At 70.5% G+C, this 14,880-nt stretch carries 16 protein-coding genes; 14 read left to right on the top strand and 2 right to left on the bottom strand.

What is annotated here, in order from left to right:
• The first annotated feature begins 12 nt into the window (after nt 1-12).
• The 9 genes from pyrF to MLGJGCBP_RS18670 all read left to right on the top strand — a co-directional run bounded on the left by pyrF (nt 13) and on the right by MLGJGCBP_RS18670 (nt 8,796).
• Nucleotides 13-822, top strand: coding sequence for an orotidine-5'-phosphate decarboxylase (pyrF, locus tag MLGJGCBP_RS18710; protein ID WP_087556006.1), 810 nt, complete (start codon nt 13-15; stop codon nt 820-822).
• Between the two features lie 126 nt (nt 823-948).
• Nucleotides 949-1,269 carry an integration host factor, actinobacterial type gene (gene mihF / locus MLGJGCBP_RS18705; protein ID WP_072942134.1) on the top strand — a complete coding sequence of 107 codons (321 nt, stop codon included), beginning with the start codon at nt 949-951 and terminating at the stop codon, nt 1,267-1,269.
• An 8-nt stretch (nt 1,270-1,277) separates the two neighbouring features.
• A complete protein-coding gene (gmk, locus tag MLGJGCBP_RS18700; RefSeq protein WP_087555944.1) occupies nt 1,278-1,901 on the top strand; it encodes a guanylate kinase in 624 nt (207 codons plus the stop codon).
• A 41-nt stretch (nt 1,902-1,942) separates the two neighbouring features.
• Entirely contained in the window at nt 1,943-2,248 is a 306-nt protein-coding gene (rpoZ, locus tag MLGJGCBP_RS18695) for a DNA-directed RNA polymerase subunit omega (protein ID WP_005241734.1), read from the top strand.
• Between the two features lie 14 nt (nt 2,249-2,262).
• Complete coding sequence (gene coaBC / locus MLGJGCBP_RS18690; RefSeq protein ID WP_160097535.1) at nt 2,263-3,564, top strand: bifunctional phosphopantothenoylcysteine decarboxylase/phosphopantothenate--cysteine ligase CoaBC; 1,302 nt, start codon at nt 2,263-2,265, stop codon at nt 3,562-3,564.
• 132 nt (nt 3,565-3,696) lie between these two features.
• The gene (gene metK, locus MLGJGCBP_RS18685) at nt 3,697-4,911 is read left to right on the top strand and encodes a methionine adenosyltransferase (RefSeq protein ID WP_160097534.1); all 1,215 of its coding nucleotides are present in this window, start codon (nt 3,697-3,699) and stop codon (nt 4,909-4,911) included.
• A gap of 46 nt (nt 4,912-4,957) precedes the next feature.
• Complete coding sequence (locus tag MLGJGCBP_RS18680; protein ID WP_160097533.1) at nt 4,958-6,976, top strand: primosomal protein N'; 2,019 nt, start codon at nt 4,958-4,960, stop codon at nt 6,974-6,976.
• Nucleotides 6,977-7,063: 87 nt separating this feature from the next.
• On the top strand, nt 7,064-7,720 hold the full coding sequence (locus MLGJGCBP_RS18675) for a PadR family transcriptional regulator (protein WP_160097559.1): 657 nt from the start codon (nt 7,064-7,066) through the stop codon (nt 7,718-7,720).
• Nucleotides 7,721-7,818: 98 nt separating this feature from the next.
• Nucleotides 7,819-8,796, top strand: a complete 978-nt coding sequence (locus tag MLGJGCBP_RS18670; protein ID WP_160097532.1) for an esterase/lipase family protein — start codon at nt 7,819-7,821, stop codon at nt 8,794-8,796.
• A 64-nt stretch (nt 8,797-8,860) separates the two neighbouring features.
• Here the strand turns inward: MLGJGCBP_RS18670 and MLGJGCBP_RS18665 are convergent, their stop codons facing one another.
• A complete protein-coding gene (locus tag MLGJGCBP_RS18665; RefSeq protein ID WP_015890616.1) occupies nt 8,861-9,067 on the bottom strand; it encodes a hypothetical protein in 207 nt (68 codons plus the stop codon).
• 249 nt (nt 9,068-9,316) lie between these two features.
• On the opposite strand from MLGJGCBP_RS18665, the gene fmt reads away from it, so the two are divergent.
• The 3 genes from fmt (at nt 9,317) to MLGJGCBP_RS18650 (ending at nt 12,652) form a co-directional block, all read left to right on the top strand.
• A complete protein-coding gene (fmt, locus tag MLGJGCBP_RS18660; protein WP_087556008.1) occupies nt 9,317-10,240 on the top strand; it encodes a methionyl-tRNA formyltransferase in 924 nt (307 codons plus the stop codon).
• The gene (locus tag MLGJGCBP_RS18655; protein WP_087555950.1) at nt 10,237-11,664 is read left to right on the top strand and encodes an RsmB/NOP family class I SAM-dependent RNA methyltransferase; all 1,428 of its coding nucleotides are present in this window, start codon (nt 10,237-10,239) and stop codon (nt 11,662-11,664) included. The genes fmt and MLGJGCBP_RS18655 overlap by 4 nt, the downstream gene beginning before the upstream one ends.
• A 130-nt stretch (nt 11,665-11,794) precedes the next feature.
• Entirely contained in the window at nt 11,795-12,652 is an 858-nt protein-coding gene (locus MLGJGCBP_RS18650; protein WP_160097531.1) for a mycofactocin-coupled SDR family oxidoreductase, read from the top strand.
• 60 nt (nt 12,653-12,712) lie between these two features.
• Here MLGJGCBP_RS18650 and MLGJGCBP_RS18645 read toward each other — a convergent pair whose 3' ends face one another.
• Nucleotides 12,713-13,051, bottom strand: a complete 339-nt coding sequence (locus tag MLGJGCBP_RS18645; protein WP_087555952.1) for an MmcQ/YjbR family DNA-binding protein — start codon at nt 13,049-13,051, stop codon at nt 12,713-12,715.
• 58 nt (nt 13,052-13,109) lie between these two features.
• Between MLGJGCBP_RS18645 and rpe the strand changes: the two genes are divergently transcribed.
• Entirely contained in the window at nt 13,110-13,793 is a 684-nt protein-coding gene (gene rpe / locus MLGJGCBP_RS18640; protein WP_072942121.1) for a ribulose-phosphate 3-epimerase, read from the top strand.
• Between the two features lie 28 nt (nt 13,794-13,821).
• Nucleotides 13,822-14,874, top strand: coding sequence for a bifunctional diaminohydroxyphosphoribosylaminopyrimidine deaminase/5-amino-6-(5-phosphoribosylamino)uracil reductase RibD (gene ribD / locus MLGJGCBP_RS18635; RefSeq protein WP_160097558.1), 1,053 nt, complete (start codon nt 13,822-13,824; stop codon nt 14,872-14,874).
• Nucleotides 14,875-14,880: the final 6 nt, after the last annotated feature.

The raw sequence follows: 14,880 nt of genomic DNA, 5'->3' as shown, positions 1-14,880 counted from the left end.
CACCACTCCTGGGTGCATCGGCTGACGTCGGCGGTCGAGCACCGGGGGCGGTTGTGTGTCGGCATCGACCCGCACCCGGGACTGCTCGAGGCGTGGGGCCTGCCCGTCTCCGCCGAGGGGCTGGAGACGTTCGCAGAGATCTGCGTGGAGGCATTCGTCGGTGAGGTGGCCGTCGTGAAGCCTCAGGTGGCGTTCTTCGAAGCGTACGGCTCCGCCGGATACGCGGTGCTCGAACGCACCATTTCGGTCCTCAGAGAGGCAGGGACGCTCGTCGTCGCCGATGCCAAGCGCGGGGACATCGGGTCGACGATGGCGGCGTACGCGCAGTCCTGGCTGGGCGCGGAGTCCACTCTGTCGTCCGATGCCGTGACGGTGTCGCCGTACCTGGGATTCGGTGCCCTGGATCCGGCGCTGTCGCTGGCGGCGGAACAGGGCCGCGGGCTCTTCGTGCTGGCCCGGACGTCCAATCCCGAGGGCGGCGATCTGCAGGCGGCGGGGACGGCCGCAGGGGTGTCCGTGGCCCAGTCCGTGGTGGACGCGGCTGTCCGGCACAACGACGCACAACCGGGTCTGGTGGGTCTGGTGGTGGGCGCGACACGCGGACACGGCCTGGATTTGTCGAATTTTTCCGGGCCGATTCTCGCGCCCGGTCTCGGCGCCCAGGGCGCGACTCCCGGTGATCTCGCCGACATTTTCCCCGATTCGCGAAAACTGTTGTTGCCGAACACGTCTCGTGGTGTTCTCCAGGCCGGACCGTCGGCCGCGGCACTGCGTGAGGCGGCCGTGAAGGTACGTGACGAGATCGAGTCCGCACTGTCATAGCCCACCTGAATCCGGCTCTGACCTCCGGGGGTGGGTTCGCAATCGGCGCCGGGCGTGAGTACGGTCGCTATCGCTGCTGGTTATCCAGTGGTTTGGACTATTTGCCAACGACGAGACGGAGGAACCGTGGCCCTTCCCCAGTTGACTGATGAGCAGCGCGCTGCTGCTTTGGAGAAGGCAGCTGCTGCCCGCAAGGCCAGGGCTGAGCTCAAGGAGCGCCTGAAGCGTGGTGGCACCGACCTCAAGCAGGTTCTCAAGGACGCCGAGGACGACGAGATCCTGGGCAAGATGAAGGTGTCGGCACTGCTCGAGGCGCTGCCCAAGGTGGGCAAGGTCAAGGCTCAGGAGATCATGACCGAGCTGGAGATCGCTCCGACCCGTCGCCTCCGTGGCCTCGGCGATCGGCAGCGGAAGGCCCTGCTCGCGAAGTTCGACTTCGAGGCCTGAGCACGACAGTGGTAGCTGACGCACAAGTGTCAGAGCGCAAGACCGCAGTGCGGAGGGGTCGGCTGGTAGTACTGGCCGGCCCCTCGGCCGTCGGTAAGTCCAGCGTGGTGCGACTCCTGCGTGAGCGGATGCCGGAGCTCGTCTTCAGCGTGTCCGCGACGACGCGTGATCCACGCCCGGGCGAGGTGGACGGCAAGGACTACCGGTTCACCTCTCGTGGCGAGTTCCAGCGGATGATCGATTCCGGTGAGCTGCTCGAATGGGCCGAGATCCACGGCGGACTCCAGCTGTCGGGAACCCCGGCCGCACCCGTCCGCGCGGCGATCGAACAGGGCAGGCCGGTGCTGGTCGAGGTCGATCTCGCCGGTGCGCGGGCCGTCCGCGCCGCGATGCCGGAGGCGCTGCTCGTCTTCATGGCGCCCCCGAGCTGGGACGTGCTGGTCGAGAGATTGACCGGCCGGGGCACCGAATCCGCCGAGGTCGTGGAGCGGCGTCTCGCGACCGCCCGGGTCGAGCTGGAGGCGCAGGACGAGTTCGACGTGGTCGTCGTGAACGAGGATGTCAGCCGAACGTGCGACGAGTTGGTATCCTTGTTGGTTGGACGACCGGAACAGTCCGAGTCGACCCACTAGATCTCACATCAACTAGCCAGAACAATTTCAGGAGATACCGAGTGAGCAGCACCCCCGCAGTAGCGTCCGCCACACCCAGCCACGGCGCCCTGCCGGCTTACGACACCCCGCTCGGCATCACCAACCCTCCGATCGACGAGCTGCTCGCCCGCACGTCGTCGAAGTACGCGCTGGTGATCTACGCGGCCAAGCGTGCGCGTCAGATCAACGACTACTACAACCAGCTCGGCGACGGCATCCTGGAGTACGTCGGCCCCCTCGTGGAGCCGGGCCTGCAGGAGAAGCCGCTGTCGATCGCGCTGCGTGAGATCCACTCCGATCTTCTCGAGCACACCGAAGGCGAGTGAGCGGAGGATCTGCGGTGCCTGACCAGGCAGCGAGCCCGGACTCCGGGCACGTGACGGATTCACCGGGACCGGTGCCCTCGGGGGCGCGCAAGCGGATCGTCGTCGGTGTCGGCGGCGGCATCGCCGCGTACAAGAGCTGCGCCGTCATCCGCGCCTTCACCGAGGCCGGACACCACGTGCGGGTCATCCCGACGGAGTCCGCGCTCGAGTTCGTCGGCAAGGCGACGTTCGAGGCGCTGTCGGGCAACCCCGTCCACACGGGTGTGTTCACCGACGTTCCGCAGGTTCCGCACGTGCGTCTCGGGCAGGAAGCGGATCTCGTCGTCATCGCCCCCGCCACCGCCGACCTCATGGCACGGGCCGTGGCGGGACGTGCGGACGACCTGCTCACCGCCACGCTGCTCACCGCGCGATGTCCCGTCGTGTTCGCACCCGCGATGCACACGGAAATGTGGGAGCACCCGGCCACCGTCGCCAACGTCGCCACACTGCGCGCCCGCGGCGTGACCGTCATCGAACCCGCGACCGGCCGCCTCACCGGCAAGGACACCGGCGCAGGCCGGCTGCCCGAACCCGACGAGATCGTCGGATTGGCGTCGTTGCTGGTCGAGCGTCCCGACGCGCTACCCCGCGATCTCGAGGGCCGGCGGGTCCTCGTGTCCGCGGGCGGCACCCGCGAACCGCTCGACCCGGTGCGGTTCCTCGGGAACCGCAGTTCGGGCAAGCAGGGGTACGCCATCGCCCGGCTCGCCGTGCAGCGCGGGGCCGAGGTCACACTCGTCTCCGGGTACACCGCCGGCCTCGCCGACCCGGCCGCCGTCGACATGGTGCACGTGCGCACCGCGGAAGACATGCGGGTCGCCGTCGCCAAACACGCGCCCGGGTTCGACGCGGTGATCATGGCCGCGGCCGTCGCCGACTTCCGGCCGACGACGACGGTGGCGAGCAAGATCAAGAAGGGTGCGGGCGAACCCGACTCGATCGCACTCACCAAGAACGAGGACATCCTCGCCGGCCTCGTCCAGTCCCGGCGGGACGGCGAGATCCCGTCGAGGACGGTGATCGTCGGATTCGCGGCCGAGACCGGCGACGCGGACGGTGACGTCCTCACGTACGCCCGGGCCAAGCTCGGGCGTAAGGGCTGCGACCTCCTCGTCGTCAACGCGGTCGGTGAGGGCAAGGCGTTCGAGGTCGACCACAACGACGGGTGGCTGCTCGGAGCCGACGGTTCCGAGTCCGCGCTCGAGCACGGATCGAAGGCGTTGATGGCGAGCCGGGTGCTCGACGCCGTCGACCAGCTTTTCCGGACACTCTGACGGAAAATCCGGCAGAGTTTCGGTGATTCGAAGGGTGTCACTCCCGCCGGGGTGGCGCTAGGGTCGTTCGTTGTATTACGCAGCTAAGCTGTTTTCAAGTGCTGTTCAGGACAACTGTCGAGAGGGAATTCTGTGAGCCAGTCCGGTAGTCGGCTATTCACCAGTGAGTCTGTGACCGAGGGGCACCCGGACAAGATTTGTGATGCGATCAGCGACTCCATCCTCGACGCGCTCCTCACCGAAGACCCCCGTGCCCGCGTCGCCGTCGAGACGCTGGTGACCACCGGGCAGGTCCACGTCGCCGGTGAGGTGACGACCACCGCCTACGCCGACATCCCCAAGATCGTCCGCGACACCGTGCTCGAGATCGGGTACGACTCCTCGGCCAAGGGTTTCGACGGCAACTCCTGCGGCGTCAACGTGGCGATCGGCGCGCAGTCCCCGGAGATCGCCCAGGGCGTCGACCACTCGCACGAGGTCCGCACCGGCGAACTGAGCGACGACGAGATCGACCGTCAGGGCGCAGGCGACCAGGGACTGATGTTCGGGTTCGCCACCACCGACACCCCGGAACTGATGCCCCTGCCGATCGCGCTGGCGCACCGGTTGTCGCGTCGACTCACCGAGGTCCGCAAGTCGGGGGTCCTGCCGTACCTGCGTCCCGACGGCAAGACCCAGGTCACCATCGAGTACGACGGTGACAAGGCGGTTCGCCTCGACACGGTGGTCATCTCGACGCAGCACGCCGCCGACATCGACCTCGACAACCTGCTCACCCCGGATCTGCGCGAGAAGGTGCTCGGTTCGGTTCTCGCCGACATCGACATGCCCGAACTCGACGTGTCGAACATCCGCCTCCTCGTGAACCCGACCGGCAAGTTCGTCCTCGGCGGCCCGATGGGCGACGCCGGGTTGACCGGGCGCAAGATCATCGTCGACACCTACGGTGGCATGGCCCGCCACGGAGGCGGCGCGTTCTCCGGCAAGGACCCCTCGAAGGTCGACCGGTCGGCGGCCTACGCCATGCGCTGGGTGGCCAAGAACGCGGTCGCGGCGGGTCTCGCGGATCGCATCGAGGTCCAGGTGGCGTACGCGATCGGCAAGGCGGCGCCGGTGGGCCTGTTCGTCGAGACGTTCGGGACCGAGAAGACGGATCCGGCGCGGATCCAGCAGGCCATCACCGAGACGTTCGATCTGCGTCCGGGCGCCATCATCCGCGACCTCGACCTGCTGCGCCCGATCTACGCGCAGACCGCGGCGTACGGTCACTTCGGTCGCACCGACATCGACCTCCCGTGGGAGAGCATCGACCGGGCGGAGAAGCTGCGGGCAGCCGCAGGCCTCTGATCGGTCGTCACGGCGCGGCGGGCGCCGCTGCGGTAGGGGCCGCCGGGTGAGCGCGGAAAAGGTTGCGGCAGAAGTCGACCCGGTTGCTCGGGTGCTGCCGCTCCTTCCGCTCGCACACCTCGACCGCGAGTTCGACTATCTCGTGCCGAAGGACCTCGACGAGCAGGCGCAGCCCGGGGTCCGGGTCCGCATCCGGTTCGCCGGGCGCCTCGTCGACGGATTCGTAGTGGCCCGCACCGCGACGAGCGACCATCAGGGCCGATTCGGGTGGCTCGAACGGGTCATCTTACCCGAACGGGTGCTGACCGAGGAGATCACCCGGGTGGTCGACCTCGTCGCCGGCCGCTACGCCGGAACCCGCGCCGACGTCCTGCGGCTCGCGATTCCGCCGAGGCACGCGCGGGCGGAGTCCGAGGCCGCATCCGAACCGACCGAGGTGTCCGCCACCGCGATCGCCGCCGACGCGTGGGACCGGTACATGCACGGCGCCGCGTTCCTGACGGCGCTGTCCGAGGGGCGCGCCCCGCGCGCGGTGTGGCAGGCACTCCCCGGCGAGGACTGGCCGGCGCGTCTCGCCGAACTGTCCGGGCTCGTCGCCGCCACCGGGGCGAGCACCGTCGTCGTCGTCCCCGACCAGCGCGACCTCGACCGGGTGGTCGCTGCGGTGGAGACGCTGCTCGGTAAGGACGCCGTCGTCGGACTCGCCGCCGGTCTCGGGCCCGCCCTGCGCTACCGGCGGTGGCTGGCGGCGCTGCGCGGGACCGCCCGGGTCGTCGTCGGAACCCGGAGTTCGGTGTTCGCGCCGACACCGCGCACCGGACTGATCGTGGTGTGGGACGACGGGGACGACAACCATTCCGAACCGCGCGCACCGTACCCGCACGCCCGCGAGGTGGCGCTGCTCCGCGCGTATGCCAGTGGGTGTGCGGTGGTGCTGGCCGGGCACGCGCGCACCGCGGAGGCCCAGGCCCTGGTCGATTCGGGCTGGGCGCACGACCTCGTGGCCTTCCGGGACACCGTGCGGGCGGCCGCCCCGAAGATCACCGCACTCGCGGACAGCGACCACGCCCTGGCCCGCGACCCCGGAGCGCGGGCCGCCCGGTTGCCCGCCATCGCGTTCGCCGCCGCCCGGGAGGCTCTCGGCGCAGGCCGGGGTGTGCTGGTCCAGGTGCCCCGGCGCGGCTACGTCCCCAGCCTCGCGTGCGGCAAGTGCCGGGCGCCCGCGCGGTGCCGGCGGTGCAACGGACCGCTCGCGCTGCCGTCCGCGGCGGGTCCGGACGGGGCGGGAACACCCGCGTGCCGGTGGTGCGGCGTCGCCGACGCCGCGCACCGCTGCCACGCGTGCGGAGCGCGGGCGCTGCGGGCCGTCGTGGTCGGTGCGGGACGCACCGCCGAGGAACTGGGTCGCGCGTTCCCCGGGGTGGCCGTCCGGATGTCCGGAGGCTCGGACGTCGTCGACGAAGTGAAGCAGGGCCCCACCCTTGTGGTGTCGACGGTCGGGGCCGAACCGGTGATGCCGGGCGGCTACGGCGCGGCGTTGCTGCTCGATGGCTGGGCGCTGCTGGGCCGTCCCGATCTGCGTGCAGCCGAGGAGACGATGCGGCGGTGGATGACGGCGTCGTCCCTCGTGCGCCCGTTCGCCGACGGCGGTCAGGTGGTCGTCGTCGCCGATTCGGGCATTCCGACGGTGCAGGCGCTGGTCCGCTGGGATCCGGTCGGTCACGCGCGTGCGCAGTACGAGGAGCGGGCCGAGGTCGGATTTCCGCCTGCCATCCATCTCGCGGCGATCGACGGCAGCGCGAAGGCGATCGCCGACCTCCTGGATCTCGCCGACCTGCCGGCGAATGCGGAATTGCTCGGCCCGGTCGAATTGCCCGCCGGGGAGCGGTTGCCGTTCTCCGGTGACGCACCGGAGCCGGCGGAGGTGGAGCGCATGCTGATCCGGGTGCCCCGCGGAGAGGGGAAACCGCTGGCCAAGGCGTTGGGGGAGGCGCAGTCGGTGCGCAGTGCGCGGAAGGACTCGCAGCCCGCGCGGGTACAGATCGACCCCATTCGCATCGGGTAATTGACCACCGTCACAGAAAAGGGGCCTTGCCGCGCTGCTATTGACGATATATCGTTGATGCATCAGCGATACAGAAGGAGGCTGATGATGGAAGACTTCCATTTCGAACACAGAGGTTCCCGACGGGAACGATTCGGACGCGAACGGATGGCACGGCCCGACGGGCCGCACCGTCACGGACACCGCCGAGGCGGCTTCGGCCCCGAGGGCGGTCCGGGCTTCGGGCCCGGAATGCACTTCGGCCGCGGACGCGGGCGGGGTGGGCGGGGACGGCGCGGCGATGTCCGCTCCGCGATCCTGCTGCTGCTCACCGAGCAGCCGATGCACGGCTACGAGCTGATCCAGCAGATCGTCGACCGCAGCGACGGGGTGTGGAAGCCCAGTCCCGGGTCGATCTATCCCGCGCTGTCGCAGCTCGAGGACGAGGGTCTGGTGCTCATCGCAAAGGTGGCGGGCCGCAAGACCGCGCGCCTCACGGACGAAGGCAAGGCCTTCGTCGAAGCGAACAAGGCCGAACTCGGCACGCCGTGGGACGACGTGCGGGAGAGCGTCGGCAGGCCGGCTGAGGACCTGCGGGGCCTGATCGGGCTGCTGATGGGCGCTGCGGGGCAGGTCGCCGCGGTCGGCGACGACGTCCAGGTCCGGCGGGCCGGCGAGATTCTCACCGAAGCGCGGCGCTCGTTGTATCGCCTTCTCGCGGAGGACGATCAGAGCGACGCGGGCAAGGACGAAGCCGACTCGTAGGCCGCTGCACCCCGCCGCGGACCCGCCGGCTCGACGCGACAGAGCGTGCACATTCTGGGAAGGTTCACAGCAACGTCACAGCCAAGTCGGGAGGGATCATGAGGTTTCGGGGTGCCGGTGCGGTCGTCGCGGGTGTCGTCCTGCTGATGTCCGGCGCAGTGTCCACCGCCCACGCGGACGACGCCTCGCCACCCACATACGTCGTGCCCGCCGGCGCCGGGGTTCCCCAGACCGGCCGTAGTGCCGCCGCCGCGTACGCCCACGACCACCCGGGCAGTGCGCCCGCCGGATCGAACGACTTCTCCTGCACGCCCTCCGCGGAACACCCCGAGCCGGTCGTGCTCGCGCACGGCACCGACGCCAGCGCCTACGCCGACTGGGCCGCCCTGTCGCCGATGCTCGCCGCGGACGGCTATTGCGTGTTCGCGCTCGACTACGGCGGTGCGCCGGGCGCCGATTCGTTCGGGACCGAGGACATCGTCGCGAGCGCGGGGGAGTTCGGCCGGTTCGTCGACCGGGTCCGCGACGCGACCGGCGCCGGCAAGGTCGACGTCGTCGGCTACTCGCAGGGCGCGAACGTCACCAGGTACTACGTGAACAAACTCGGCGGCGCCCCGTTCGTCGACCACTGGGTCGGACTCGCGTCGCCCAGCTACGGGGGAGTGATGTACGGCCTCGTTCCGGTCGTGCAGGCGCTGCCCGGCGGCCCGGACTTCGCCCGCACGGTGACGTCGGTGGCCGTCAGTCAGCAGATGCAGGGCTCGCCGTTCATGAACGACCTCAACGCGGGCGGCGACACGGTTCCCGGCGTCTCGTACACGACGATCGGGTCGCGGTACGACGAGATGATCCAGCCATATACGAACATGGCGCTCCGCGGCGCCGGGGCGGTCAACATCCTGATCCAGGATCGATGCCCCGAGAACGGCACCGGGCACTTCCGCGCTCCGTACGATCCGTTCGCGCTCGACCTGGTCCGGGCGGCCCTCGACCCGGACGCGGTTCCGCTCGCTCGCTGCGAGTTCGTCCCGATCGGCGCGGGCATCCCGGAGGTCGTCGTCGACAGCAACCGCTAGACCCGCACACAGAAGAAGCGGGGAGCCGTGCACCGCACGGCTCCCCGCTTCTCGTGTGTGGCTGCTATTCCGCCAGTTTCGCGACGGCCTGCGCCCACAGGAAGTACTTGTTGGTGCCGAGGTCCTTCACGGTCTTGATGTTGAACGCGGCCGCCAGGTGTTCGGCGTCGGAATCGCTCACGCCCTGCAGGGCGGCGACGGGGGCGCCTGCCAGTTCTTCGACGGGCTTCGTCTCGTAGGCCTTGTCGAACTTGCTCTCGATTCCTGCCATCGTTACCTCCAGAGGTTCGAAAACGGGACACCGGCCCGACCGTTCGCGCCGGCCTCAGAACAGTCAATACCCGTCCGTCGTCGCTGTGTGCGGTTCCGCGGAATCGCTTCGCCGACCGTTCGCCGAGTGTCACGGCCCGGGTGCGACTCCCTAGACTGGTCGGCACATCGTCGATCAAAGGGGAGCTTCCTTCGTGAGTACCGTTTCGGCCCGCGCAGCGGTCCACCGTCCGTCGTGTGGGTCGCCGGCGTGCGCATAGTCTTCGCCGGAACCCCCGAGCCTGCCGTTCCCTCCCTCGAACGCCTGATCCGTTCGCCACGCCACGACGTCGTCGCCGTGATCACCCGCCCCGACGCGGTCGCCGGGCGTGGACGCAAGGTGGTCCGCTCACCGATCGGCGAACTCGCCGACTCCCACGGCATCGAGGTGCTCACGCCCGAGCGGCCCACGGAACCGGAGTTCCTGGCGCGCCTCACCGACCTCGCACCCGACTGCGCGCCCGTCGTCGCCTACGGCGCGCTGCTGCCGCAGAAGGTGCTCGACATCCCGGCCCACGGCTGGGTGAACCTGCACTTCTCGCTGTTGCCTGCATGGCGCGGGGCCGCCCCCGTGCAGGCCGCGATCGGCGCGGGCGACGACATGACCGGTGCGAGCGCGTTCCGGCTGGAGGCGGGGATGGACACCGGTCCGGTCTACGGGGTGGTCACCGAGCGGATCCGGGACACCGACACCGCAGGCGACCTCCTCGGACGCCTCGCCGACAGCGGCGCCGTGCTCCTGGAGTCGGTGCTCGACGGAATCGAGGACGGCGCGATCACCGCGGTCCCGCAACCGGCCGAGGGGGTCTCGCACGCCGCCAAGGTGACGGTCGAGGCGGCGCGGATCCGGTGGGACAGAACAGCTGCGGTGGTGGACCGGCACGTCCGGTCGGTGACGCCCGCGCCCGGCGCCTGGACGACGATCGGTGATCTGCGCGTCAAGGTCGGCCCGGTCACCGTGACGGACGAGAGACTGGAGCCGGGGGAGATCTCCGTGACCAAGTCCGGATTTCTGATCGGGACGTCCACGGTGGCGGTCCGGCTCGACCGCGTCCAGCCGCAGGGCAAGAAACAGATGGCCGCCCTGGACTGGGCACGAGGCGCACGACTCGACGCGGAGGTACGGGCACAGTGAGCGAATCCAGAAGGCCCGCACGCCGCGGCCAGTCCGGCTCGGGGGCCCGCAACAACCGCCCCCGGCAGGCGCGCCGCCCGGACGCATCCCAGTCCGGACTCGACCAGCCCCGGCTCGCCGCGAGGGACGTGCTGCGCGCCGTCCGGGAACGCGACGCCTACGCCAATCTCGTCCTGCCCGGGCTGCTGCGTGAGCGACGCCTGGACGGCCGTGACGCCGCCCTCGCCACGGAACTGGCGTACGGCGCCGCCCGTGCCCGCGGACTCCTCGACGCCGTGATCGCCGACTGCGCGGGCAGGCCGATCGCCGAGATCGACGGCCCGCTCCTCGACGTTCTCCAGTTGGGCGCCTACCAGCTGCTGCGCACCCGCGTCGCCCCGCACGCCGCCGTCGCCACCTCCGTCGACCTGGTCCGCGCGGAGGCCGGTCCGGGGAAGGCGGGGTTCGTCAACGCTGTGCTGCGCCGGGTGTCGGAGCGGTCGGAGGCGGAATGGGTGGAGCGTCTCGCCCCCGCCGACCCGGTGGGGCGGCTGGCGTTCGAGCACGCGCACCCCACGTGGATCGCGCAGGTGTTCGCGGACGCGCTCGGCGCCGACGCCGGGGAACTCGAGGACGTGCTCATCGCCGACGACGCGCGGCCCGCGGTCCATCTCGTCGCCCGTCCGGGGGAGATCTCGTCGGAGGAACTCGCGCTCGCCACCGGCGGCGAGGTGGGCCGGTACTCGCCGTACGCCGTCTACCTGGACGGCGGCGACCCGGGTCTGCTCGACGCGGTCCGCGAGGGGCTCGCCGGAGTACAGGACGAGGGCAGTCAGCTCGTCGCCCGCGCGCTGTCGCTGGCGCCGCTGGACGGACCGGACACCGGCCGCTGGCTCGACCTGTGCGCGGGCCCCGGCGGCAAGGCCGCCCTGCTCGGCGCACTCGCGGGGATCGAGGGCGGGCGCCTCGACGCCGTGGAACCGGTGGCACATCGCGCGGACCTGATCCGCAAGACGACGAAGGAACTCCCGGTGGACGTGCACGTCGCCGACGGCCGCGATCCCGGGCTGGAGGGCGGCTTCGACCGCATCCTGGTCGACGCGCCGTGCACCGGACTGGGTGCGCTGCGCCGGCGTCCGGAGGCGCGGTGGCGGCGTCAACCGTCCGACGTGGCGGGTCTCGCGAAACTGCAGCGGGAACTCCTCGCGTCGGCCGCCGAGCTGGTTCGCCCCGGTGGCGTGATCCTGTACGCGACGTGTTCGCCGCACCTGTCCGAGACGGTGGCGGTGGTCGCCGACGCGGTGCGGCGCCACGGGCTCACGGCGCTCGACACCCGTGAACTCGTTCCCGGGGTGCCGGGTCTGGGGGACGGTCCGAGCGTCCAGCTCTGGCCGCACAGGCAGGGCACCGACGCAATGTTCATGGCCGCGTTGCGCAAGCCATAGGGCGGTCTTCTCCCCGCTGCCCCGATACCCGCCCCGAAAGAGGTAGAACCTGTTTCACTTTTGTTGTGAAACGTGTTCTAATTCTTCTCGCGACAGAGACGTGCGTCACGAGGCGAGTGGAGGACTTCAGATGAATCGGGTAGCGGGGAAGGTCGTTCTGATCACCGGGGCGGCGCGGGGTCAGGGTCGTAGTCATGCCGTGCATCTCGCCGACGAGGGCGCCGACATCATCGCGTTCGACCTCTGCGAGGACATCGCGTCGAACGAATACCCGCTGGCCACCGAGGCCGACCTCGCGGAGACGGGACGGCTCGTCGAGAAAGCGGGGCGCCGCGTCGTCACCGCCAAGGTGGACGTGCGCGACCGGGCGGCACTGCGCCGCGAACTCGACGCCGCGGTCGCGACGCTGGGACGCCTGGACGTCGTCGTCGCCAACGCGGGGATCGCGCCCCTCGGGAACGACGTGCCGGTCGAGGGCTTCGTCGATGCGTTCGACGTCGACTTCGTCGGTGTGGTCAACACGATCCACTCGGCCCTGCCGCACCTGGACGCCGGCGCGTCGATCATCGCGACGGGATCGGTGGTCGGGCTGGTTCCGCAGACCGGTCTGAACGGCCAGCAGGCCCTGCAGGGGCCGGGGGGCGACGGCTACGGCCTCGCCAAGAAGATGGTGTGGACGTATACCAACTCGCTCGCGCTCACCCTGGGCCCGAAGTCCATCCGCGTCAACGCGATTCACCCCACCAACTGCAACACGGACATGCTGCAGAGCCCCCCGATGTTCCGCACGTTCCGCCCCGACCTCGAGAACCCGACCGCCGAGGACGCGAAGGTCACGTTCCCGTTCATGCAGGCGATGCCGACCCCGTGGGTCGAACCCGAGGACATCTCGCACGCGGTGGTGTTCCTGTCGTCCGACGAGTCCCGGTTCGTCACCGGTCAGCAACTCCGGGTCGATGCGGGGGCGGGTCTCAAACTCGGCGTCTGACGCCGATCCGATGAGGGTCCGGGCCGGTGTGCGGGCGCCGCCCGGGCCCTCGCCTTCCCGTCAGATCTGGTCGAACTGCTTGCGCAGCTTCGCCGGAGCCTTGATCCGCCAGGCGTCGCGCAGCAACTCGGTCAGCTGCGGGACGTCGACGTTCTCGAGGTCCACGAGGATGGAACCGTGGCCGTCGTAGTGCGCGGTGGTGTAGAACGGTGCGCCCTCGGCGAGCAGGGCCGCCTTCTCGTCGAGGTCGCACATCACCACCAGGCCGCCGTCCGACTCGGCTCGCAACCGGGCGAGCAACTTGCCCGCCACCTTCAGTGCCGGGGTGTTGTACGACGTGCTCTCCTGCACCTCCGGCAGGGCCGCACCGATCGCCACGACGTCCGTCCAGGTCGGCATGCGCCCAGTATGGACCGCGTGACCCGGCCCCGGTACGCGTACGACTAAACTTCGGCGCGTGGCAACCCCGATGATCGCACCGTCCATTCTCTCTGCCGATTTCGCGCGTCTCGCCGAGGAGGCGGACGCGGTCGCCGGTGCCGACTGGCTGCACGTCGACGTGATGGACGCACATTTCGTGCCCAACCTGACCCTCGGCCTGCCCGTCGTGACGAGTCTCCTCGCGGCGACGGACATCCCGCTCGACTGCCATCTCATGATCGACGACCCCGGCCGCTGGGCGCCGCCGTACGCGGAGGCCGGCGCGCACAACGTCACGTTCCACGCCGAGGCGACCGACGACCCCCGGTCCGTCGCCCGCGACATCCGCGCCGCAGGCGCCAAGGCCGGCCTCAGCGTCAAGCCCGGCACGCCGATCGAGCCGTACCTGGAGATCCTGAAGGACTTCGACACGCTCCTCGTCATGAGCGTCGAACCAGGCTTCGGCGGTCAGTCGTTCATCCCGGAGGTCCTGTCGAAGGCGAAGGCCGTCCGCCGCCTCGTCGACTCCGGTGAGCTGCGCCTCGTCGTGGAGATCGACGGCGGCATCAACGCCGACACCGTCGAGGCCGCCGCCGAGGCCGGTGTCGACTGCTTCGTCGCCGGTTCCGCCGTCTACGGCACGAGCGATCCCGCGGAGGCCGTGCGCGCCCTGCGTGCCAGCGCCGCGAAGGCGTCGCCGCACCTGAGCCTGTCCCGGTAGCGGCACCCGGCACATCGTGAACCCCCATGTGCGGCACGAGAATTCGGCTGCGGACCTCGACGCCGCGATGCAGATCGCGATCGGCGCCGCGGAGTCGGCGCGCGGATTCACCAGCCCGAACCCGGCGGTCGGCGCGGTGGTCCTCGACGCCGCCGGGCGCATCGCCGGTGTCGGGATGACGCAGCCGCCCGGCGGCCCCCACGCGGAGGTTGTCGCGCTGCGGGAGGCGGGGGACGCCGCCCGCGGCGGCACCGCCGTCGTCACATTGGAACCGTGCAACCACACCGGCCGCACCGGGCCGTGCTCGCGGGCGCTGCTCGATGCCGGTGTGGTCGCCGTGCACTACGCGGTGGGCGACCCCAACCCGGAGGCCGCGGGCGGCGCCGAGACCCTCGTCTCCGCGGGCGTCGAGGTGACATCCGGTCTGCGCGCGCAGGACGTCGAACGCGGCCCGCTGCGGGCCTGGCTGCACCGGCAGCGCACCGGACGACCGCACGTGACCTGGAAGTACGCGGCCACACTGGACGGGCGCAGCGCGGCCGCCGACGGCACCAGCCAGTGGATCACCGGTCCCGAGGCGCGCGAACGGGTCCACGCCGACCGCGCGAAGCTCGACGCGATCGTGGTCGGGACGGGGACGGTGCTGGCCGACGACCCCCACCTGACCGCCCGGACGCCCGACGGGTCGCTCGCCGCGCACCAGCCGGTGCGCGTCGTCGTCGGACTCGGCGACATCCCGCCCGGCGCCCGCGTCCTCGACGACTCGGCACCTACCCTGCTGCTGCGCACCCGCGACGTGGACGAGGTCCTCGCCGCGCTCGCCGAATACACCGACGTACTGCTCGAGGGCGGGCCCCGGCTGGCCGGCGCGTTCCTCGCCGCGGGCCGGATCGACCGCATCCAGGCGTACCTCGCCCCGCTGGTCCTCGGCGCGGGCACGTCCGCCGTGTCGGAGGCGGGTGTGCACACGATCGGCGGCGCCCTGCGGTTCCGGCACGAGTCGGTCGAAACAATCGGCCCCGATCTGTTGTTGAGTCTGGTTCCAGCAGTGTCCGAAAACCCTGACAGTCACCGAACGTAGGAGAAG

Origin of the sequence: Rhodococcus sp. T7, assembly GCF_009872365.1 — a bacterium.
GTDB lineage: Bacteria > Actinomycetota > Actinomycetes > Mycobacteriales > Mycobacteriaceae > Rhodococcus_F.
Note: the sequence above shows the minus strand (reverse complement) of the source record. Positions and strands in the feature narration are given on the sequence as shown.